A 21,225-nucleotide genomic window follows, 5' to 3' on the forward strand; every position below is an offset into this window, starting at 1 on the left:
GTACTTACTCGAAGAGGTTCCCATGGCAACGAAACGACATGGCCAGATCGTCGAAACCCCGACTGAGGCGCGCCAAGCCGAGCCCGGCCCGTCCGTGCTTGCACTCCTGACGGTATCGACCGGGCTCGCGATTCTGATCCTTGGCATCGTCTGGTTCATATTCTTCCGCACGTAAGGGACTGACTGAGGCTGCGCGACCGGGACGCTTATCCGCGCGGCTGGACGTGTCGTGTCCCGCTTTTTCGGGAGCCGTTGCCATAAGCAACCTGCCGGGCCCCCCTTGGGGCATCCGATCGGGCATGTTAGGCGTTGGGCCTGCGGTTTGCGGGCGCGCCCGGGCCCGCGGAAAGCGTTATGACGAAAGTCGCACTGCCCGGTGTGCCTCGTTCATGGCCCGTTCACCCCGCTGAGCCTCATCATGAGAACTGATATTGTAGGGCTCACTATTGGAGGCCAGCTTGCGCCTGCTTGTCGTTGAGGACGATCCGGATCTCAACCGTCAGCTTACGACGGCTTTGACGGATGCCGGTTATGTGGTTGATCGCGCGTTCGACGGCGAGGAGGGGCACTATCTGGGCGACAGCGAGCCCTATGACGCCGTCGTCCTCGACATTGGGTTGCCGAAGATGGACGGCATCTCGGTGCTGGAGGCGTGGCGCCGCAACGGCCGCGCCATGCCGGTCCTGATCCTCACCGCGCGCGACCGCTGGAGCGACAAGGTGCAGGGGTTTGATGCCGGCGCCGACGATTATGTCGCAAAGCCGTTTCACCTCGAAGAAGTGCTGGCGCGCATTCGCGCGCTGCTGCGCCGCTCCACCGGCCATGCCCAGTCGGAACTGACCTGCGGCCCGGTCTCGCTGGATACCCGCACCGGGCGGGTCAGCGTCTCAGGCAATCCGGTCAAGATGACCTCGCACGAATACCGGCTGCTGGCCTATCTGATGCATCACACCGGGCGCGTGGTGTCGCGCACCGAACTGGTCGAGCATCTCTACGACCAGGACTTCGACCGCGACTCCAACACCATCGAGGTGTTCGTCGGCCGCATCCGCAAGAAGCTCGACGTCGACATCATCCAGACCGTGCGTGGGCTCGGCTATCTCTTGACGCCGCCCTCACCGGGCGTCTGATGAGCCTTGCTCTTTTATTCGAGCATGATCTTATCCGAAGGCCCGTCTCCATCCCCAGGATTGGAGCCTGGGGATACGCTTTTCGGGATCTTGTTCTGATGCGCGGAAGTTCGCTCGCCACGCGGTTGTTCCTGTCGGCGACCGCGTGGGTGGTCGTGATCCTGATCATCACCGGCGTGATCCTGTCATCGGTCTACCGGAACGCGACCGAGCGCGCCTTCGACCGCCGCCTCAACCTCTACCTCCGCACCCTGATCGCCGAAGTCGCAACGCCGGACGAGCCGCTTGACCAACAGTTCCAGTCGCTCGGCGAACCGCTGTTCGAGCTGCCCTTGTCCGGCTGGTACTGGCAGATCGTCCGGACCGACGAGAAGGCCGAAACAAAGGCCTCGCGTTCGCTGTGGGACAAGAAGCTGCCGAAGCTCGAGGATATCGGCGCGGAGTTGACCCCGGCCGGGATCCGCCTCGGTTACGTCGACGGTCCGGAGGGCCAGGATCTGAGGGTGGTCGAGCGGCCGGTCGACCTCGGCGCCGACGGCAAGTATCTGGTTAGCGTGGCCGGCGACGCATCCGAGATTTTCGACGAAATCCGCGCCTTCGATTATTACCTCGGCGGCACCTTCGCAGCGCTGGGAATCGTGCTGCTCCTGACCACGATCTTCCAGGTCCGCTTCGGGCTGGCGCCGCTCAAGCGCATTTCGGAATCGATCGCCGACATCCGCTCCGGACGCGCCGAACGGCTTGAGGGCCAATTTCCGGTCGAGATCGCGCCGCTGGCGCGCGAGACCAACGCGCTGATCGACGCTAACCGCGAGATCGTCGAGCGCGCCCGCACCCACGTCGGCAACCTTGCCCATGCCATCAAGACGCCGCTGTCGGTGATCGTCAACGAGGCCTCCGCCCACACGGTGGATCCCTTTGCGAACAAGGTTTTGGAGCAGGCTTTTGTGATGCGGGATCAGGTCGCGCATCACCTCGAGCGCGCACGCATCGCCGCGCGCGTCACCATCGTCGGCACCGTCACCGAGGTCGCGCCCGCCATCGAGGCGCTGCGGCGGACCATGGAAAAGATCCACCGGGATCGTCGCGTCAACATCGCAGTCAAGGCGGACCCGCATGCAAAGTTCCGCGGCGAGCGCCAGGATCTTGAAGAGATGGCCGGCAATCTGGTCGACAATGCCTGCAAATGGGCGGCCTCGCAGGTATTCATCGAGGTGCGCACGGAATCGCCGGCCGAGCCCGGCACCGGGCCGCGGCTGCGGCTCATCGTCGATGACGATGGCCGCGGATTATCCGCTGCCGAGCGCGCGCAGGTATCCCGGCGCGGCCAGCGACTGGATGAATCCAAGCCGGGCTCCGGGCTTGGGCTTTCGATCGTGGTCGATCTCGCCGGCCTCTATGGCGGTAGCCTTGTCCTGGGCGACGCCCCGATCGGCGGGCTGCGGGCAGAGCTGGTGCTGCCGGGGATATGAACGCCTTATCGGGCTGAATTGCCTGGGATTGAAGGGGCGCTATCTGGCACTGCCCGGGGCGATTTCGTTATTCCTAAACGGCTTCTTAACGCGCGCACTTCTAAAATCGGCGGTGGACGCGCTTTGCCGTCCGCGTGACACAAACATATCCACACCAGGCGAATGAGCCAGACATCGACAGAGCGGCTGAGGGACTATCTCGCCCAGCTCCCGCCTCAATCGCAGGCGCTGCTGATGCGGGAGTTCGAGCGCGCCATCGAACGCGGGGAAGATCTCGCCGTCGCCAATTTCGTGCTCGAGCAATTGCGCCAGGTCGTGCGCGGGACCGAGGAAGACGACGAGGCGCGTCCGCGCACCGACGATCCGGCGCGGCTGTTGTACGGTCCGCTCGAGCCATTTCTCGTCGAGGGCAATTATCCGGTGCGCGCCGGGCAGATCCGGCGCGCGTCGCTTCTGCCGGTCTGGCAATGGCTGGGCCGCGACTGCGCGCCCGAGGCCGTGCGCGCATTCGAAAGGACACTCAGCGAAATCAGGCTGAGCGGCTCCACCGCAGGTCTCGGAGCCGCGACTCGTAAATTCCAGCTCGCCGCAGCCGAGGCGATCGTCAAGATCGCCACTCCGGTGCAGGGCGAGGACAGGCATCGTGCGCTCTCGCGCATTGGCTCGCCGAATGTAGTCGAGGATTTGCTGTCGATCGGCGCGGTGCTGCGGGCCCGTGAGGCGATGGAGACGCTCGGCAGCCGGCTTCCCGACCAGATTCGGGCGCTGACGCCCTCTCAACTCGAGACCGTGACGTCGGCGCTCAACGTGCCGTCGTTGCAGACGCCGCAATTGCTGCCGTTCGCGCTGTCGCTGATCATGCAGCGATTGGCGGCGCCGTGGCAGATCATCCGTCTCGCGGTCAAGATGGCGGCCTCCGACGACGAGATTCGCGTGGCGGCCACGCCCTACGGCATCGCCGTCACGATCGCGCTGCACGATCTCTCGTTTCTCACGGCCTGCCTGCGCACGGACATCAGGCGCGGCCATTTCGACAATGTCGGCGACCAACTGAAAATCCTGCACGATGGCGTGCGCGGGCTTCGCACCGAGCTCGATCTGCGCAACGATTCCGCGTGGGGCCGCCAGCTCACGTCGATCCGGGCCGATATTTCCAATTCACTGCAGTCGGAGATCGAGAGCGTGCCCGGCCGGGTCCGCCGCATCCTGCGTCAGCGCGCCGACAAGGATATCGCTTCGGCGCCGAAGATCGACGCCGCGGAGGTCGAAGAGATCGCCGCCCTGATCGACTTCGTGGCGGTGTGCCGCACCTATGCCAGCGAACTCGCCATCAACGAAGTCACCCTGCGGACCTATTCCGACCTGCAGCATTACGTCGAGCATTCCACCGAGAGCCTGGTGCAGGCGCTGCGCGGCGCCGACAGCAGGGCGCGCGCCTACCGGCAGATGCAGGCCAAGGCGGCGATCCGCTTCTGCGAAATCCTGTTCGGCCATGACTACGCGTCGCTGATGAGCCGGGCGGCCGAAAATGCCGTGACCGGCGAGCGTAAAACGACCAAGGCGAGCTAGCGATCCGTCTCGATTCTATCGCGTCATGCCTTGCGTCGATCCTTGGCGTCGCGAAGAAATTCGGCGAAGGTCTTCAGCGTCACATCGGAAACATGATGTTCGATGCCCTCGGCGTCAGCCTCCGCGGCTTCCTGCGGAACGCCCAGCGCCAGCAAGACGTCGACCACCAGACGGTGACGGGCGCGGACGCGCTTGGCGAGAGTCTCACCCTTTTCGGTCAGGAACACCCCGCGATAGGGGCGGGCCGTAACCAGGTCTTCGCGCTTCAATCGCGCAATGGTGTCGATCGCCGTCGGGTGCGATACGCCCAGCCTGCGCGCGATGTCGGTCGGGCGCGCCTCGCCGGTCGTGCCGAGCAGATCGGAGATCAATTCGACATAGTCTTCCAGAACCGCTGTCGATCGCGCCGATCGTGCCTTTCCGAAGCGGCGCGCCTGCGTTTGTTCCGCGGGCAGCGGCTGCATCGGTTTGGCCCGATTTGTCGAGGGCTTGCGCACCACTGCACCTTCCAGGCGAATCCATCCAGACGAGGCGCGACCATGGCGTGCTGCCGACCACATTGCAAGTTGGCGGCTTGTCGCCGGTCTGCAACAGGCCGGCGCCTGGAATTTGCGACTCGTTCGCAGCATCTTGACAGTTAACGGTTCAGCATTAACATGTAGCCTTGCCTACGTTTTGGCGTTGCGGCTTATCAAGTGGCTGTTGCTGAAGCGCGATCGGTTGGGGATGAATATGCGCGCGACGCGAATGGCCCTTGCGGGCACATCGGCACTGGCCGTGGTTTGGTTGAGCCACGCTGCGACGCTCGCGCAAACCGCAGCGCCCGCGCCATCGGCGCCCCAGGCCGCGCCGCCTACCGAACCAGCCGCCCCGGCACCGCCGGCAGCGGGGCAAGCCCCGGCGGAGCCGGCTCCCTCGCAGACCGCGCCGGCCCCGGCGGCTGGACCGCAAGCCACGCCGAACGCGCCGGCGGAAATCGACATGCCGCAAGTGACCGTCGAGGGGCGTCAGCCTAAGCCCGCGCGGCGGGCCGCGCGCAGCGAGCCCAGTCGGCGTTCGACGACCGTGGCGGCACCGCTGCCGGGCCCAACGCCCCCGCTCGCGCCGACGTCGCGTTTCAATCAGCCATTCGCGCCGCTGTCGACGATCGGGAGCAACCAGATCCAGACCGGTAGCAGCAACGGTGGATTCGGCAGCCTGTTCACCAATATGCCCGGTGCAACTTCGGCAGGCCTTGCCACGGAATCGTCGCGCCCGATCTTGCGTGGCCTCTCGGACGCAAAGGTCCGCATTCAGGAGAACGGCGTTGGTGCTGTCGACGTATCTGACATCGCGCAGGACCACGCGGTGCCGATCGACCCTCTCGCCATCCAGAAGGTCGACGTCATTCGCGGACCGGGTGCGCTCCGCTTCGGCTCGCAGGCCGTCGGCGGCGTCGTCGACGTCAACAACAACCGGATTCCGACCGCTGCGCCGCTCGGGGGGATGGCTGCAGAACTGCGGTCGGGCGTAACGAGCGTCAACAAGGGATGGGAGAGCGGCCTGTTGCTGGATGCCGGCGGCCGCAACGCCGCCGTTCATGCCGACATCTACGGACGCTCGTCCAGCGATTACAGCGTCCCGAGTTACCCGTATCTGGTCCCGCCAATCCCTGCGCCTGCTTTCAACGGCAAGCAGCCGAATTCCGCTTCGCAAAACGCAGGCGCTGCGATCGGCGGCTCCTGGCTTTTCGACGGCGGTTATGCCGGCATCGCCGTCTCCCGCTTCACCAGCGACTACTACGTCCCCGGCATCGCGACCGCGGATGCCCGCCAGCACAACGACCTCGAGCAAACCAAGATCAGTTCCAAGGGCGAGTATCGCCCGGACGCAAGCGTGCTTGCCGCGATCAGGTACTGGACCGGCTATTCGGAGTACCGGCACGACGAGACGGTGCTCGCTACCACCGGCTTCCAGGAGATTGCCGCAACCTTCAAGAACCGGCAGACCGAGGGCAAGCTCGAGTTCGAACTTGCGCCGTTCGCCACGCCGATCGGTGCGCTGACCAGCATTTTTGGCGCGCAGGGCGCCTACCAGCAACTGGATACGGAAGGGCAGGCGATCTTGCTTCCGGCCCAGACCGGAACGGCAGCGGCGTACTTCCTCAATGAAGTCAGGCACACGGACACGCTGCGCACGCAATTGGCGGGTCGCATCGAGGGGGTCAATGTCGCGGGAACGGCATTCACTTTCCCGCCGAATTTTCTCCCACCGCCGGATGAGCCGGGCAGGGCCACCGCCAAGCTCGACTTCATGCCGAAGAGCGTCAGTTTCGGCATCATCAAGGATCTTCCATCCTCGCTGGTCGCCAGCCTGACGCTGCAACGGATCGAACGTGCGCCGCGCGCCCTCGAACTGTTCGCCCAAGGTCCCGACGGTTCGGAGAAGACGTTCAAGATCGGCAACCCGAACCTCGGAATCGAAACCGCGCAGACCGCGGAAATCGGCTTGAAACGTACGGATGGCGATTTCAGGTTCGCCGCAAATGCCTACTACACGTCGTACGACAAGTTCATTTTCTCGCGCGCCACCGGCATCTTTTGTCAGGAAACGTTTGCTTCATGCGGCGCCGGCACCGATTACATCCAAGTCAACTACGATCAGCGTGACGCGACTTTCCGCGGCGGCGAACTGGCGTGGCAGTGGGACGCCGCGCAACTTGGCAATGGCACCCTTGGCCTCGATGGCCAATATGATGTCGTGCGGGCGACCTTCACCGACGGCAGCAACGTGCCGCGCATTCCTCCGATGCGCCTCGGCGGCGGCGTCTACTGGCGCAACGACAATTGGTTCGCGCGCGTCGGCGTGTTGCACGCGTTTGCGCAGAACGACATTCCGCAATTCGACACGCCGACCGCCGGATATGATTTGGTGAAGGTACAACTCGAGCACCGGAAATTCTGGAGGGATTCGCCGTGGGGCGCGGTTGAGGTCGCGACCGGAGTAGTTGGCGACAATCTGCTCAACGCCAACATTCGCAACTCCGTTCAATTCCACAAGGACGAGATCCTGCAGCCGGGTCGTGGCTTAAAGCTGTTTCTCAACGTCAAATACGGTGTCGACCGGCCGAGCGGCCCGCCCGGCACCTGGATAGGCACGGCGAGACGGCCGGCCGGCAACGGCTACTACAAGAGCCCCGCGCTCGAAGCGGTGGCCTGGAACTGGGCGGGCATCTATGCCGGCGGCAATGTTGGATATTTGAGGGGTGAGGGCGTTACCAACGCTGCGTTCAGCGATGTTGCAACCGGTACGTCGCTTGCCGGAGCCCGCCTGTCGTCCACGCACGACACCGCCAGTATTGGCGGACAGGCTGGCTATAACTGGACGTCGGGCCGGATGCTGGCGGGCATTGAAGGCGATTTTGAATATCGCAACCAGCGCGGAAGCAGCGCCACCGTTTGCTCCGGTAACATCTGCAACCCGGCGCTCGCTCCGCTTGACGCCACCGTGACGGCGAGCCTCGACTATCGCTTGGGGTGGGCAGCCTCGGTTCGCGGGCGCGTCGGAACGCTCGTGACGCCGGACCTGCTTGCCTACGCCACCGCGGGCGTTCCGTTCGGCAAGATAACGACGTCAACGGCGGTTGCAGGTTTCGACAATGCGGGTGTCGCAACCACGGCGTCTCTGGATCGGCACTTGTATCGGTTCGGCTGGGCTGTCAGCGCCGGTTTCGAGACCCGGCTTACAGGCAACTGGACCGCAAAGCTCGAATATCTCCACATGGATTTCGGCTCGATGCGTTCGACGCCGCCTGTGGCGGTCAATACGGCGGTTGCGTTTGACGCCAACACGCGGGTGACCAGTGATGGTGTCCGGATCGGGATGAACTACAGATTCGGCGGCGGCGCGATCATTGCGGACTAACGCATCGAACTGATGCTGTGACCAGACGGTCGGATGCCGCCTGCTATCTGCCCTATTTGACCGTGAAGCGGATCGGCTGCCTCACGACAACGAACTCGCCGGGAAACATTGCGGGCGGCGCAGGAAAGGGCTGCGCGCGCTTGAGGAGCGCGAGCGCTTCCTCGTCAAGGGCGCCGGATCCCGAACTTTGAGTTACACGCGCGCTGACAACCATTCCCTTGCGATCCAGCGTAAACGACACCTGCGCCGTCCCTTGCTCGCGCCGCGACCGCGCGGCTTCCGGATATCGCTTGTTCTTTTCAACCAAAGCGAGGACCTGGGTTCGCCACGTCACGACGGCCTCCGAATTTTTGTCATTCGGCACACCCTGGGTCGGTGCCACGGCGACCGGTGCGATCCGATCGTTGATCGCGGGCGGTGCCGATGTCGTGGTCGCCGCCGCCTGCTGCTGCGGCGTCACGTCAGGCTGCGGCTTGCTCTGCAAAGCCACAGCCGCGTCCGGATTGGGAGCGGGCGGCAGCTCGGGCGTTTCATCGGGTGGCGTCTCCTCGGGCTTCGCCACCGGCTGCGCTTCCGACATCACCTGCTCCGGACCGGACGCAATGTCGGTCGGCGTCGTCGCTGGTGCTGCGGCCAACGGCGCCAGCTCGACCACGATCGCGCCCGAAGGTTCGGCAGCCACGGTGTCGTCCGCGTCGCGCCAGGTGGCGAGCGTGGCGGTCAATCCGGCGTAGACGCACAGCACCGCGAGGCTGCTGAACATCCATCGTTGAAGGTCGGAACGATCTTCGGCCGCAAGCTGCATCATGGCGACGAGGCTTGCTCCATTCCGACCAGGGCGACCTTGAGGTAGCCGGCGGCCCGCAACATGTTCATGACCTGCATCACCTCGCCATAGGGGACGAGCTTGTCTGCACGCAGGAAAATGCGGGTATCCTTCTGGCCGCTGGTGCTCGCATCGAGCGCGCCGGGCAGTGCGCCACGCCCCACGGTTTCGTTCCCGACGGAAAGCGACAGGTCCGGCTTCACCGTCAGATAGACCGGCTTGTCCGGCCGCGGCTGCGGCTGCGCGTTCGACGCCGGAAGATCGACGGCGATATCGACGGTCGCAAGCGGCGCGGCAACCATGAAGATGATGAGCAGAACGAGGATGACGTCGATGAACGGCGTCACGTTGATCTCATGGACTTCGGCGAGATCGCCGTTGCCTTGGTTCAGACTGGCGGCCATGGCTGCTACTCCGCCGCTGCGAGGTGCCGCCGCACCAGCACGGTGCCGCTATCGAGGTCGCGGCCGACCAGTCGCGTAATCTCTGCGGATCCATCCCCGAGCAGCGCCCGGTAGGAGGCGATCTGGCGTGCAAAGAGATTGTAGATCATGACGGCGGGAATCGCCGCCACCAGCCCGAGCGCTGTCGCCAGCAGCGCCTCGGCAATTCCAGGCGCGACCACGGCGAGGTTGGTGGTTTGCGACTTCGATATTCCGATGAAGCTGTTCATGATTCCCCAGACCGTGCCGAACAGTCCGACGAAGGGGCCGGTCGATCCGATGGTCGCAAGCACGCCGGTGCCTAGTCCGATGCGCCGGCTTGCCGCCGCCTCGATCTGCTGCAGCCGGGAGGCGATCCTTGCCTTGATCCCCTCCTTGTCCATTCGATCGGTGCTTAATCTCAATTCCGCCAGGGCACCCTCGAGCAACTGGGCAACCGCGCCCTCGGGGACCTGCCGCACGGCGTCTTCCATGTTCCGGACGTCGGCGAGCTCGCGCAGGGCGTGTCGGGCATTCCGTCGCGCCTTGATCAGCTCGATCGTCTTTGCGAGCCACACCGTCCAGGTGACCGCGGTCGCAAAGACCAGACCGATCATCACCGCTTTGACGACGACGTCGGCCTGCATGAACATGCCCCAGGGGCTGAGATCGCGGGGTAGCGCTGCAGCCGCGATCACTGTCCTTTCCGTTGCGTCTTGGGCTGCGGCCGGAAATGACAGCAACAGCAGCGGAAGTGACAGACGCGGAACGCTGCGGCGGAGTTTCAGGCCAACAGGAGTTTTGACAGGGGTGGACGGAACAGCGCCACGTCGAATTGCTTTCCAGGATCGCATCGATCTGCCTCTGTACGCAATTAATGCCTAAGCCCCATTGTGTAGCATTGCCTACGTCTTGGTGCAAACGCTATGGCCAAAGGGCGCGAGATCCCTCGTGCATGCAGGTTCCGCTGCAATTTCCCGTTGATGGGTCTACGAGCCGCGATCCGGCGGATAAGCTCGGGGCGAACTGGCCCAGGAGCTGCGGATCGCTGGCGGGTCTTTCTGCCGCAATTGTCAATTGCCGGACTTGCCCCCGGTGGTGTAAAGCGGCGCATCGGCGCTGGCTTGGGAAGCGCCGTTCCGCCCCCGGGAACTGCTTGATGACGCTGTGGTTTGTGTTCGCGCTGATGACGGTCGCGGCGATTTTTGCCGTGCTCTGGCCGTTGAGCCGCGGCTCGTCTGCGCAGGCCGGCGGCAGCGAGGCGGTCGTCTACAAGGATCAGCTCGCCGAGATCGACCGCGATGTCGCAGCCGGGCTGATCGGCTTGTCCGAAGCCGAAGCCGCGCGTGTCGAAATCGGCCGCCGCCTGCTCGCCGCCGCGGACGGCGAGCGCAACCAGCCGGCGCGCGCCAACCTTGGCCTGCGCCGTGCCTCGGCTGTCGTAGCGCTGGTGGGGTTGCCGATCGCGGCAGTGACGTTCTACCTCGCGCTTGGATCGCCGCGTCTCGGTGATTTCCCACTCGCCTCGCGCACCCGTATGGCGGACGCCAGCCAGCCGCTCGAAAACATGGTGGCGCAAGTCGAAGCGCATCTCGAGCAAAATCCGACCGACGGCCGCGGCTGGACCGTGCTGGCGCCGGTGCTGGCGCGGCTCGGTCGCTTCGATGAAGCGGTCCGGGCCTACCGCAACGTGATTCAACATGCCGGCGACAGCGCCGAACGCCGCTCCGATCTCGGTGAGGCGCTGGTTACCAGCGCGGGCGGCGTCGTCACGGCGGAGGCCAAGGGCGAGTTCGAGCGCGCGGTCGCGCAAGACGCCGACGATCCCAGGGCCAGCTATTTCCTCGGGCTCGCTGCCGAACAGGACGGCCGGAAGGCCGACGCTGCGGCGATCTGGCGGGCGATGCTGTCAAAGGCGCCGGCCGACGTGCCGTGGCGGCCGCTGATCGAGGCGGCGCTGACCCGGGTCGGCGCCCCCGTCGCGCCGGCGCTCTCCGATGATGCAATGGCCGCGGCCAGGGACATGAACGAGGCGGACCGCGGGACGATGATCCGCGGCATGGTCGATCGGCTGGCGGCGCGGCTGAAGCAGGACGGCAGCGATGTCGAGGGTTGGTTGCGGCTGGTGCGGGCCTATATGGTGATGGGCGAACGCGACAAGGCGACGAGCGCGCGCACGGAAGCGCGCCAGGCGGTTGCGGGCGATGCCGAGCGCTTGCGCCAGCTCAATGAAGGCCTGAAAAATCTCGGGCTTGATGGATAGAGCGGATGGCGGAACCCAAAGACGAAGACAGGGGATATTGATGACGCGCAAGCAGCGGCGTTTGACCATGATCGGCGGTTCGCTCGCGGTGCTTGCGGTTGCGGCGGCGCTGGTGCTGAACGCGATGCGCGACTCCATTGTGTTCTTTTCCACGCCGACCATGGCGGCGGAAAAGCATATCCCGCCCGGCAAGCGGTTCCGCCTCGGCGGCCTGGTGCAGCCGGGCTCGCTGGTGCGCGGCGACAACCTTGCCGTGAACTTCAGCATCGCCGACGGCAGCGCCACGCTGCCCGTCGCCTATAAGGGAATGTTGCCGGACCTGTTCCGCGAAGGGCAGGGCGTCGTCGCCGAGGGCGCGCTCGACGCGTCAGGCGTGTTCAAGGCCGATACCGTGCTGGCCAAGCATGACGAGACCTATATGCCCAGGGACGTCGCCGACGCCCTGAAGAAGCAGGGGCACTGGAAGGACGACTACGGCGCGAAGCCCGGCGCCACGGCCGCATCTGCGCCAGTGCAGGGGACCGCGAAGTGATCGCGGAAGCCGGGCATTACGCGCTGGTGCTGGCGCTCGCACTTGCGCTGATCCAGTCCACGGTTCCGATGCTGGGCGCGCGCTGGGGCGATCCTGCACTGATGAATGTCGCGCGCTCCACGGCGCTGGCGCAATTGCTGTTCGTGGCGGTCTCGTTCACGGCGCTGGTGATGCTGCACGTCGCTTCGGATTTCTCCGTCGTCAACGTGTTCGAGAATTCGCACTCGATGAAGCCGTTGCTCTACAAGATCACCGGCGTGTGGGGCAATCACGAAGGATCGATGCTGCTGTGGGTGTTGATCCTGGCGCTGTTCGGCGGCCTGGTTGCCGCCTTCGGCAACAATTTGCCGCTGTCGCTGCGCGCCCATGTGCTGGCCGTGCAGGGCTGGATCGCGGCTGCGTTCTATCTGTTCATCCTGGTCACGTCGAACCCGTTTCTGCGCATTGCGAGCCCGCCGATCGAGGGCCGTGACCTCAATCCGGTGCTGCAGGACATTGGGCTGGCCGTGCATCCGCCGATGCTCTATCTCGGCTATGTCGGGTTTTCGATCTCGTTCTCGTTCGCGATCGCCGCCTTGATCGAAGGCCGGATCGACGCGGCCTGGGCGCGCTGGGTGCGGCCGTGGACGCTCGTGGCGTGGATATTCCTCACGCTCGGCATCGCGATGGGTTCGTACTGGGCCTATTACGAACTCGGCTGGGGCGGCTGGTGGTTCTGGGATCCGGTCGAGAATGCTTCCCTGATGCCCTGGCTCGCCGGTACCGCGCTGCTGCATTCCGCCGTCGTGATGGAAAAGCGCAACGCGCTGAAGGTCTGGACGATCCTGCTGTCCATCCTGGTGTTTTCACTGTCGCTGCTTGGCACCTTCCTGGTGCGCTCGGGCGTGCTGACCTCGGTGCACGCGTTCGCGACCGATCCTTCGCGCGGCGTGTTCATCCTGCTGATCCTGTGCCTGTTCATCGGCGGCAGTCTTGCGCTGTATGCCTGGCGCGCCTCGGCGCTGAAGCAGGGTGGGCTGTTCGCGCCGGTCTCGCGCGAGGGCGCGCTGGTGCTCAATAATCTCTTTCTCACCTCCGCCTGCGCCACCGTGTTCATCGGAACGCTGTATCCGCTGGCGCTGGAAGTGCTGACCGGCGACAAGATTTCGGTCGGCGCACCGTTTTTCAACCTGACCTTTGGGCCGCTGTTCGTGCCGCTCCTGGTCGCCATGCCGTTTGCGCCGCTGCTGGCATGGAAGCGTGGCGATCTCCTCGGCGCGGCGCAGCGGCTGACCGCGGCCGGCATCGCGGCGCTGGTCGCAATTGCGGTGCTGTTTGCATGGACCCATGGCGGAGCCACGCTCGCCCCGCTGGCGATCGGGCTTGCGATATTCGTGATTGGCGGCGCCTTGAGTGATCTCGCCGAACGCACGGCGTTGTTCCGCGTTCCCTTGGCCACCGCGATGGCCCGTGCGCGTGGGCTGCCGCGCGCGGCCTGGGGCACGGCGTTCGCGCATGCCGGCATTGGCGTCGCGCTGATCGGCATCGTCTGCGAGACCACCTGGAATAGCGAGTATATCGGCACGATGAAGCCGCGCGATGTCGCAAGCGTCGCCGGCTATCAGTTGAAGCTCGACGAGATCACGCAACGGCAGGGACCGAACTTCCGTGAGATGATCGCGCAGTTCACGGTTGCGCTCGACGGCGAAACGCTCCAGGTGATGATGCCGTCGAAGCGCAACTTCACCACGCGGGACTCGTCGACGACCGAGGCCGCGCTGCTGACCCGCGGCGCCAGTCAGCTCTACGTTTCGCTCGGTGACACCAATGCGGAAGGCGCCATCGCCGTGCGCATCTATCACAAGCCGCTGGTGCTTCTGATCTGGTGGGGCCCTGTCCTGATGGCGTTCGGCGGCCTGCTGTCGCTCTCGGATCGCCGCCTGCGCGTCGGCGCGCCCAAGCCGGCCAAGGCCGCCCGCGCGCTGCAGCCGGCGGAGTAATGCCTTGAAGCGCCTCATTGCAGCATGTGTGTTCGTTGTCGCCGCGACGCTCTGCGGGCCGGCTCACGCCGTGCAGCCCGACGAGATCATGGCCGATCCGGCAAAGGAGGCGCGAGCCCGCGACCTGTCGCGCGAGCTGCGCTGCATGGTGTGCCAGAACCAGTCGATCGACGATTCCGACGCCCCGCTGGCGCGCGACCTGCGCCTGTTGGTGCGCGAGCGGATCGCCTCCGGCGACAGCGACAGCCAGGTGATCGACTTTCTGGTCGCGCGCTACGGCGAGTTCGTGCTGCTGAAGCCGCGCTTCACGCCGCATACGCTGCTGCTCTGGCTGCTGCCGCCGCTCGCGTTGGCCGGAGGCGGGCTGGCGCTTTGGTTCTACAGCCGCCGCCGTTCGAATACCGGCAGCGTGACCGATCCTTCGCTGTTGCATCTGACGGAGGAGGAACAGACGAGGCTGGAGCGCTTGCTCGCAGCCGATGCGCCGGACAAGAAGCCTTAAACCCGCCATTGCAAGCGGGCAGGCTTCAGCTATGACTCCCCTGTCAAAATAAACATAACTAGGGGAGACGGGACATGGCCTTTTCACTCTACGACGCCAGCGTGGCGAACTATCTACAGACCCTTGGCGCCGTCAGCGGCTTCCTTGAGCGCGGCCTCGTTCATTTCCGCGAAAAGAACATCGATCCGGATAGCATGGTCGAGGCGCGGCTGGCGCCCGACATGCTGCCGCTGCGCTTCCAGATCATCTCCGTCGCCCAGCATTCGCGCGGCGCTATCGAGGGCGTGCAAAGCGGAGAGTTTCGTCCGCCCGCGTCCAACACGCCGTACGATTATGCGGGATTGCAGGGATTGGTCGCGCAAACCCGCGAGGCTTTGGAGGGCTGGACTCCGGAGGCAGTCAATGCGCTCGGCGGCCGCGACGTCGTCTTTCACATCGGTGATCACAAGCTGCCCTTCACCGCGGAGGGCTTCCTGATGTCGTTTTCGCTGCCCAATTTCTATTTCCACGCCACCACCGCCTACGACATCCTGCGCACCAACGGCGTGCCGCTCGGCAAGCGAGATTTCATGGGCCGGATGAAGATGAAGAGCTGAGGCGGGCCTTCAGGGCGACGGCGCGCAATTGTTGCGCGTCCCCGCAACGATGCGCTCGACACCAACTTCGAGAATTTTGTTGACGTGGTCGGCTTCTTCGATCCGGCCAATACGGACACGCTCGAGTATGTGTTCGACATCAACGGCAACGGTATCCAGATCAGCTAAAGCTGCAGGGCACAACAGCGGCGCAGGATGAAACTTCCTGCGCTGTTCTCTGAGATCTGATGCCGTTATGTTGTGGTTTCGACGCGGTTTTTCCTGAGCGAGAAATGCGTGGGTTAGACGACTAGAGACATGTCGACACCGCCATAATCCCGCAGGTAGTCAGTCAGCGACCGTATGTCGTTTGCCATGATCGCTAGGACGTCCTGCTTTTGCTCTTCCGACGTCGGCACGCCGGCATCATTCACCCAGGCCGTTCCGTCCTTCTTGAACGTATACTGCTTTCCGTCCAAGGCGAAGATATAGGCGTCCGCATCGCCAATCTTGGATGGATCGACGCCAATCGGCGCGGCCTTCTTCAAGACGTCGGCGATTTCCGCGGCTGTGAGCTGCACGGCTGGAACTGGAGTGGTGTTCTGCCACTTGACGTAAGATTCCTGCGCGCGCTTCAGCCAACCGGCGACATTCTCCTGCATTTGATCGTTCGTTGCCGCGAAGGACCTTTGCATCTCTGCGCGGGCCACCGCCATGTCTGCCTTAGCCGCAGCAAAACGATCAGCGAAACGATCCTCCGCCGCCTGCGACCAAGCATCCAAGGCTTGCTGCGCGGCGTCCGGGCCTTGCTTGAAGGCGGCCATCAGACGGTCCAGCGCGTTCTGCGACAATGACAGCTGCGTGGCCCGGGCCACGATCGCTGTCGTTCGGCGTCGTGTTCGGTGCGGGCTGTTTTGTTGTCGTCCACATCGAGAGCCGTATAGGCGAGGGGATCCAATGTGGCGACTTGCCTGGAAACGGCGCTGACCATGGCTTTCTTCCTGATCTTTGTCGTTGACGGCGGTAATTGAAGTTCGCCTTCGGCGACCCGCAACCAGCTCTCACTGTTCGTGCATAGGTTGTGGCACGGATTAGTTTAACGTAAGATTTACGGGCGCTGCGATGGCTGGCTGCTTGCCTGGCCCGGTGTGAGCGCCCTGTCCTCTGAAAGTTGTTTTTCGGTCGGCGCTAACCCATTGATTGCTTGCGCTATTCTGCCGCATCCATAAGCCGCCGCATTACAAAAGTTTAATTCCCTAGCCAGCGCGCGGTAAGGCGGCAGGCCCCATCTTCCGTCCTGTCAGATGCCCAGTCCGCATCGTCGAAATTCACGCTCTGGAGATTTTAGAAACATGACCGAACGTCCCATCGATCTTTCCTCGCTACCGTCGTCCGGTGCAGCCCGCCGTTCGCTGTTCTCCGCCCGCAAACTCGCGCTGATGGCGTCCGTCGTCGCCGGCCTCGGCGCCGCCGTGTATGGCTTCTCGCCGCAGCAGGGCCCGGCTGATGTCTTCACCAGCGCGGCGCACGCGCAGGTCAATACCGAGGTTCGCAAGGTCGAGCGCCCGATCGGTTTCGCCGACATTGTCGAGCGCGTGAAGCCGTCGGTGATTTCGGTGAAGATCAACATCGCCGACAAGAGTTCCAAGGACGACAGCGCCAACAAGGACGATGACTCGCCGTTCCCGCCGGGCTCGCCGATGGAGCGCTTCTTCCGCCGCTTCGGCGGTCCGGATGGCTTGCCGCCCGGCCTGCGTGGCGGACCGCGTGGCCCCCGTGGCCCGGTAACGGGTCAGGGTTCCGGCTTCTTCATCTCGCCTGACGGCTATGCCGTGACCAACAACCACGTGGTTGACGGCGCCGACAAGGTCGAAATCACGATGGAAGACGGCAAGACCTACACCGCGAAGGTGATCGGCACCGATCAGCGCACCGACCTCGCGCTGATCAAGGTCGAGGGCCGCACGGATTTCCCGTTCGCCAAGCTTTCGGATTCCAAGCCGCGGATCGGCGACTGGGTGCTCGCGGTCGGTAATCCGTTCGGCCTCGGCGGCACTGTGACCGCCGGCATCGTCTCGGCCTCCGGCCGCGACATCGGCAACGGTCCATACGACGACTTCATCCAGATCGACGCGCCCGTGAACAAGGGTAACTCCGGCGGTCCGGCGTTCGACACCAATGGCGAGGTGATGGGCGTCAACACCGCGATCTATTCGCCGTCCGGCGGCAGCGTCGGCATCGCGTTCTCGATTCCTGCCTCGACGGTGAAGTCGGTAGTCGCCCAGCTCAAGGACAAGGGCACCGTTAGCCGCGGGTGGATCGGCGTCCAGATCCAGCCGGTGACCTCCGACATCGCCGACAGTCTCGGCATGAAGAAGGCCGAAGGCGCGCTGGTGGCGGAACCGCAAGCCAATAGTCCCGCGTCCAAGGCCGGAATCGAATCCGGCGACGTTATCACGGCTGTCAACGGCGAGCCGGTCAAGGATGCACGGGAACTCGCCCGCACCATCGGCGGTCTGCAGCCGGGTACGTCGGTGAAGCTCAACGTCCTGCACAAGGGCCAGGAAAAGGTCGTCAACCTCACGCTCGGCCAGTTGCCGAACACGGTCGAGGCTAAGGCCAACACCGACCGGGAAGACAAGGGCAGCGCGAACAAGGGAACCGACGTGCCGAAGCTCGGCTTGACGGTCGCCCCCGCCAACAGCGTGGCCGGCGCCGGCCGGGAAGGCGTCGTCGTCACCGAGGTGGACCCGAAGAGCGCGGCGGCCGAACGCGGCTTCAAGGAAGGCGACGTCATTCTTGAGGTCGCCGGCAAGACCGTCGGCACCCCGAGCGAAGTCCGTGAGGTAATCGACGCCGCGCGGAACGAGAACAAGAACAGCGTTCTCATGCGCGTGAAGAGCGGCGGTTCGTCGCGCTTCGTCGCGGTGCCGCTGGCGAAGGGCTAAACGAGGACTAGATACCAGATGGAGGGTTACGCCGGCATTCGTCGCCCCCGCCGACGTCTCCTTCCGGGGAGCGGGTCCAAAACTCGCTCCCTCTGGCAACCTTCCTTCGGAATACGCCCCCCTCCGTCGGAAGGGCCTAAGGGCGGTGAGGTCCCCCAGCCTCATCGCCCGCTCTTTTCACTTGATCGCGATACCGCGCCGTCGCCTTGCATGTGCAGGGCGGCCGCGCCATGGTGAGAGGAACAAATCCTGTGAGCGCCCCCGCAGCAATCCCCACACCCGTCACCCAGATGCGCCTGTTGATCATCGAAGACGACCGCGAGTCCGCCGACTATCTGGTCAAGGCGTTCCGTGAAGTCGGCTATGTCGCCGATCTCGCCAGCGATGGCGAGGAGGGGCTATCGATGGCCGAGAGTGGCGACTACGACGTGCTGGTGGTCGACCGCATGCTGCCCAAGCGCGACGGCCTGTCCGTGATCGGGAGCTTGCGCGAGAAGGGCAATCGCACGCCGGTTCTGATCCTCTCCGCGCTCGGCCAGGTCGACGACCGCATCAAGGGCCTGCGCGCCGGCGGCGACGACTATCTGCCAAAGCCCTATTCATTCGCCGAGTTGCAGGCCCGCGTCGAAGTGCTGTCGCGCCGCAATGTCGGCCCGGCCGAGGAGACCACCTATCGCGTCGGCGATCTCGAGCTCGACCGTCTTTCTCATCGTGTCGCCCGCGGCAAGGATGAACTGACGCTGCAGCCGCGCGAGTTTCGCCTGCTCGAATATCTGATGAAGCACGCCGGCCAGGTGGTGACCCGCACCATGCTTCTGGAAAACGTCTGGGATTATCATTTCGATCCGCAGACCAATGTCATCGACGTGCATATTTCGCGGCTGCGCTCCAAGATCGACAAGGGCTTTGATCGGCCCTTGCTGCACACGATCCGCGGCGCCGGATACATGATCCGTGACGGAATTAAAGGCCCAAGTAATTGAAAACACTACACGTCGTTAGAGTGCGTTAGTTACTTCGTTCGTGATCCATCCCCAAACCTTATACGGGCGATATTGTCCGGCCCTTCGTCCTGGTTGCGGAGGTAGATCATCGTCGTTTCTATTTTCTCGTGCCCAAGCGCCGGCCGTATCTGCTCAGGCTTCGCGCCTTGCTTCTCTGCGTGGCTCGCAGCACCCGCGCGACTGTCACGGTTCTGCACGTCATCAGGAACGCCAACAGCTCTCGCGATCTCGCGCCAGTGTTCGGCAAAGACCTTTTGAATCCACGGCCGCCCCGTGTGCTCAGCAATGACCATCGGACCGCTGCGCTTCTCGATCGGTATTCGCTCAATCTCCGCCACGACGAGTGGAAACAGCGCAAGCGTTCCCCTCACGCCTTTGCCGGCGTCGGGATTTGTGGTCGCGAACTTACCTCGTAGCGACTTGCTTAGCCGGTGATCCAGCACACCAGCATTGACCTCTTCCCATATGAGGCCATGTATCCACTTCTTGCTCTTGTGCGTGACGGCGGACAAGCCCGGCTCTGATATTGGTATCCATTCTCCAACAACGTCCTTTTGTCGAATCATGAACGAAGTCATCAACGCTTGCGCCAACGCTATCGAGTGGTCGCCGCGGCGGTGCGCCTCTTTGATGATTAGAACCGCCTGCTCCAGGGTAAGCTTTTGCTTGCGGCGCCTCGGGTTCTCAATCTCCATTTTGGACAGAACCTTGTGAAGCTCCTCACAGCGCGGCAGCTCTGACATTGCTCCGAACGTGAACAGGATCCTCACAAAGGACATATAGCCATGGGCTCGAGCAACCCGACGCGGACCGCCTTCCACTTTTGGTTTGGCCCAATTTTCTGCCCAACGATTGAAGTCCCGGAATGTGAGTTTCCGACCCTCTGGCGCTTCTGGCGTGATGCGCGCTTGACCGACCATCTTCTTTAGATAGAGGACGCGCGATCGATAAGTTTTGCGTGTATCATATCGAAGCTTGTGAAAAGGGCTATCCGGATCGGCCAAATAGATATCGACGAGCGAGCCTACCGTCCCATCAAAAGTCTTCTTGGCGTCGAACTCGTCCGGCGACATGATGAGGCCATTGGAGAAAGCCAGCATTTCGCTCTGCAGCTTTTGACAGCTCGCCGCTATGTCCTTCCAATCATCGTCGCTTGGCAACGAATACGGTTGCCCGGCTGGCGGCCAGAGCCGCTGCGTCTTAAGCGTATAACCCTTCTCCAGGATATCGGGACGACATACCCAGTACCCGACGTATGGGTCAGTTGGTTGCTTTATCGTCTTCCTGCCGCGGCGCTTGCTTCGCCGCTGCCAGACGAGGCCGGGTGTTTCCAGGCCTTCGGGCTTGAGGGGTTTCATCGAAGTTCTCCTCCCAGGTGGTCGCTGGGGCTATGGGGGTGATGTTCGACGACGGTAATCCGCCAAACTCCTCCATGAAATACCTGTAAACGGCGGGCCAAAAGCGCCGATCTCCACAAAGCGAGACGGGTTGTGGAAACCTCCGCCGGCCGGGGAGAGGTTTGTCTAATTGCCGCAATACGTTACGGCCAAGTTTTTCGGGCAGACCCAGCTCTTCGATGATCTCCACATCAAGCATGAAGAGGCCGTGGCGGCGAACCCTCTGACGAGGTTTCCCGGCGCGTGGATCCTCGCGCGCGACTTTACCTTCACCGTCGAGGACACCTCTTGCCGCGCGTTTGACATCAGCTTTGGTGAATCTGGTTCTCGACATCCAACCTGTAACTGCAAGTCGAAAACAAAGTCTTTTGAACGACTCATTCAAGCACAGCGCCAACCGTGTCTCCACTGAAGGCAGAGAAAGATTGGAGCGGCTTCGGATAGCTGAAAGATCCGCAAGGCCATCATCCGCCAGCAAAATCGAATGAGGAGACAGTGATCATGTTTTGTTGACGGCAGCTCACTGGGGTGACAGGACCGCGAACCACTTCAATAGCGACACCCCAGATTCTGACAGGGCGTCGCGTTTGGTTAGTGGCGACAAATACGTTTGTAGCTTGATCTCATTGCCTTTCTTTGACTGGAGCTGATCAAATTAGCCCATGAATGTGGGGTGATCGGCGTTCGAACGGAGCTACACAAG

General features: G+C 63.5%; 19 protein-coding genes. 13 read left to right on the forward strand and 6 right to left on the reverse strand.

The window, feature by feature from the left end:
* Positions 1-22: 22 nt before the first annotated feature.
* The 4 genes from CQ13_RS44910 to CQ13_RS39475 all read left to right on the forward strand — a co-directional run bounded on the left by CQ13_RS44910 (position 23) and on the right by CQ13_RS39475 (position 4,171).
* On the forward strand, positions 23-175 hold the full coding sequence (locus CQ13_RS44910; RefSeq protein ID WP_176722012.1) for a hypothetical protein: 153 nt from the start codon (positions 23-25) through the stop codon (positions 173-175).
* A 283-nt stretch (positions 176-458) separates the two neighbouring features.
* Entirely contained in the window at positions 459-1,130 is a 672-nt protein-coding gene (locus tag CQ13_RS39465; protein ID WP_057848175.1) for a response regulator transcription factor, read from the forward strand.
* 98 nt (positions 1,131-1,228) lie between these two features.
* Positions 1,229-2,602 carry a sensor histidine kinase gene (locus CQ13_RS39470; protein WP_057848137.1) on the forward strand — a complete coding sequence of 458 codons (1,374 nt, stop codon included), beginning with the start codon at positions 1,229-1,231 and terminating at the stop codon, positions 2,600-2,602.
* A 162-nt stretch (positions 2,603-2,764) separates the two neighbouring features.
* Complete coding sequence (locus CQ13_RS39475) at positions 2,765-4,171, forward strand: hypothetical protein (protein WP_057848138.1); 1,407 nt, start codon at positions 2,765-2,767, stop codon at positions 4,169-4,171.
* 23 nt (positions 4,172-4,194) lie between these two features.
* Here CQ13_RS39475 and mntR read toward each other — a convergent pair whose 3' ends face one another.
* Positions 4,195-4,683: a manganese-binding transcriptional regulator MntR gene (gene mntR / locus CQ13_RS39480; RefSeq protein WP_430649743.1), complete on the reverse strand. Its 489-nt coding sequence runs from the start codon at positions 4,681-4,683 to the stop codon at positions 4,195-4,197.
* 220 nt (positions 4,684-4,903) lie between these two features.
* Here mntR and CQ13_RS39485 point away from each other — a divergent pair, with 220 nt between their 5' ends.
* Entirely contained in the window at positions 4,904-8,074 is a 3,171-nt protein-coding gene (locus CQ13_RS39485; protein WP_156434182.1) for a TonB-dependent receptor domain-containing protein, read from the forward strand.
* Between the two features lie 52 nt (positions 8,075-8,126).
* On the opposite strand, the gene CQ13_RS39490 is transcribed toward CQ13_RS39485, so the two are convergent.
* The 3 genes from CQ13_RS39490 to exbB are packed head-to-tail and all read right to left on the reverse strand — an operon-like array spanning position 8,127 to position 10,176.
* On the reverse strand, positions 8,127-8,882 hold the full coding sequence (locus tag CQ13_RS39490) for an energy transducer TonB (protein ID WP_057848140.1): 756 nt from the start codon (positions 8,880-8,882) through the stop codon (positions 8,127-8,129).
* Positions 8,879-9,304: a TonB system transport protein ExbD gene (exbD, locus tag CQ13_RS39495; RefSeq protein WP_057848141.1), complete on the reverse strand. Its 426-nt coding sequence runs from the start codon at positions 9,302-9,304 to the stop codon at positions 8,879-8,881. Before exbD ends, CQ13_RS39490 begins: the two co-directional genes overlap by 4 nt.
* A 5-nt stretch (positions 9,305-9,309) precedes the next feature.
* Positions 9,310-10,176 carry a tonB-system energizer ExbB gene (gene exbB / locus CQ13_RS39500; protein ID WP_082637905.1) on the reverse strand — a complete coding sequence of 289 codons (867 nt, stop codon included), beginning with the start codon at positions 10,174-10,176 and terminating at the stop codon, positions 9,310-9,312.
* Positions 10,177-10,481: 305 nt separating this feature from the next.
* On the opposite strand from exbB, the gene ccmI reads away from it, so the two are divergent.
* The 5 genes from ccmI to CQ13_RS39525 all read left to right on the forward strand — a co-directional run bounded on the left by ccmI (position 10,482) and on the right by CQ13_RS39525 (position 15,194).
* Entirely contained in the window at positions 10,482-11,585 is a 1,104-nt protein-coding gene (ccmI, locus tag CQ13_RS39505; protein ID WP_057848142.1) for a c-type cytochrome biogenesis protein CcmI, read from the forward strand.
* A gap of 40 nt (positions 11,586-11,625) precedes the next feature.
* Positions 11,626-12,117, forward strand: coding sequence for a cytochrome c maturation protein CcmE (ccmE, locus tag CQ13_RS39510; protein WP_057848143.1), 492 nt, complete (start codon positions 11,626-11,628; stop codon positions 12,115-12,117).
* A complete protein-coding gene (locus CQ13_RS39515; RefSeq protein ID WP_057848144.1) occupies positions 12,114-14,096 on the forward strand; it encodes a heme lyase CcmF/NrfE family subunit in 1,983 nt (660 codons plus the stop codon). The genes ccmE and CQ13_RS39515 overlap by 4 nt, the downstream gene beginning before the upstream one ends.
* A gap of 4 nt (positions 14,097-14,100) precedes the next feature.
* The gene (locus CQ13_RS39520) at positions 14,101-14,598 is read left to right on the forward strand and encodes a cytochrome c-type biogenesis protein (RefSeq protein WP_057848145.1); all 498 of its coding nucleotides are present in this window, start codon (positions 14,101-14,103) and stop codon (positions 14,596-14,598) included.
* Between the two features lie 74 nt (positions 14,599-14,672).
* On the forward strand, positions 14,673-15,194 hold the full coding sequence (locus tag CQ13_RS39525; RefSeq protein WP_057848146.1) for a DUF1993 domain-containing protein: 522 nt from the start codon (positions 14,673-14,675) through the stop codon (positions 15,192-15,194).
* A 281-nt stretch (positions 15,195-15,475) separates the two neighbouring features.
* Here CQ13_RS39525 and CQ13_RS39530 read toward each other — a convergent pair whose 3' ends face one another.
* Positions 15,476-16,048, reverse strand: coding sequence for a hypothetical protein (locus CQ13_RS39530; protein WP_197427589.1), 573 nt, complete (start codon positions 16,046-16,048; stop codon positions 15,476-15,478).
* A 477-nt stretch (positions 16,049-16,525) separates the two neighbouring features.
* Here CQ13_RS39530 and CQ13_RS39535 point away from each other — a divergent pair, with 477 nt between their 5' ends.
* Both CQ13_RS39535 and CQ13_RS39540 read left to right on the forward strand, forming a co-directional pair.
* The gene (locus tag CQ13_RS39535) at positions 16,526-18,121 is read left to right on the forward strand and encodes a Do family serine endopeptidase (protein WP_057848148.1); all 1,596 of its coding nucleotides are present in this window, start codon (positions 16,526-16,528) and stop codon (positions 18,119-18,121) included.
* A 290-nt stretch (positions 18,122-18,411) separates the two neighbouring features.
* A complete protein-coding gene (locus CQ13_RS39540; RefSeq protein WP_057848149.1) occupies positions 18,412-19,104 on the forward strand; it encodes a response regulator transcription factor in 693 nt (230 codons plus the stop codon).
* A gap of 29 nt (positions 19,105-19,133) precedes the next feature.
* On the opposite strand, the gene CQ13_RS39545 is transcribed toward CQ13_RS39540, so the two are convergent.
* The gene (locus CQ13_RS39545) at positions 19,134-20,483 is read right to left on the reverse strand and encodes a tyrosine-type recombinase/integrase (RefSeq protein WP_057848150.1); all 1,350 of its coding nucleotides are present in this window, start codon (positions 20,481-20,483) and stop codon (positions 19,134-19,136) included.
* A 169-nt stretch (positions 20,484-20,652) separates the two neighbouring features.
* Here CQ13_RS39545 and CQ13_RS39550 point away from each other — a divergent pair, with 169 nt between their 5' ends.
* The gene (locus CQ13_RS39550; RefSeq protein ID WP_057848151.1) at positions 20,653-20,934 is read left to right on the forward strand and encodes a hypothetical protein; all 282 of its coding nucleotides are present in this window, start codon (positions 20,653-20,655) and stop codon (positions 20,932-20,934) included.
* Positions 20,935-21,225: the final 291 nt, after the last annotated feature.

Source organism: Bradyrhizobium retamae (genome assembly GCF_001440415.1).
In the GTDB taxonomy this organism is placed as follows: domain Bacteria; phylum Pseudomonadota; class Alphaproteobacteria; order Rhizobiales; family Xanthobacteraceae; genus Bradyrhizobium; species Bradyrhizobium retamae.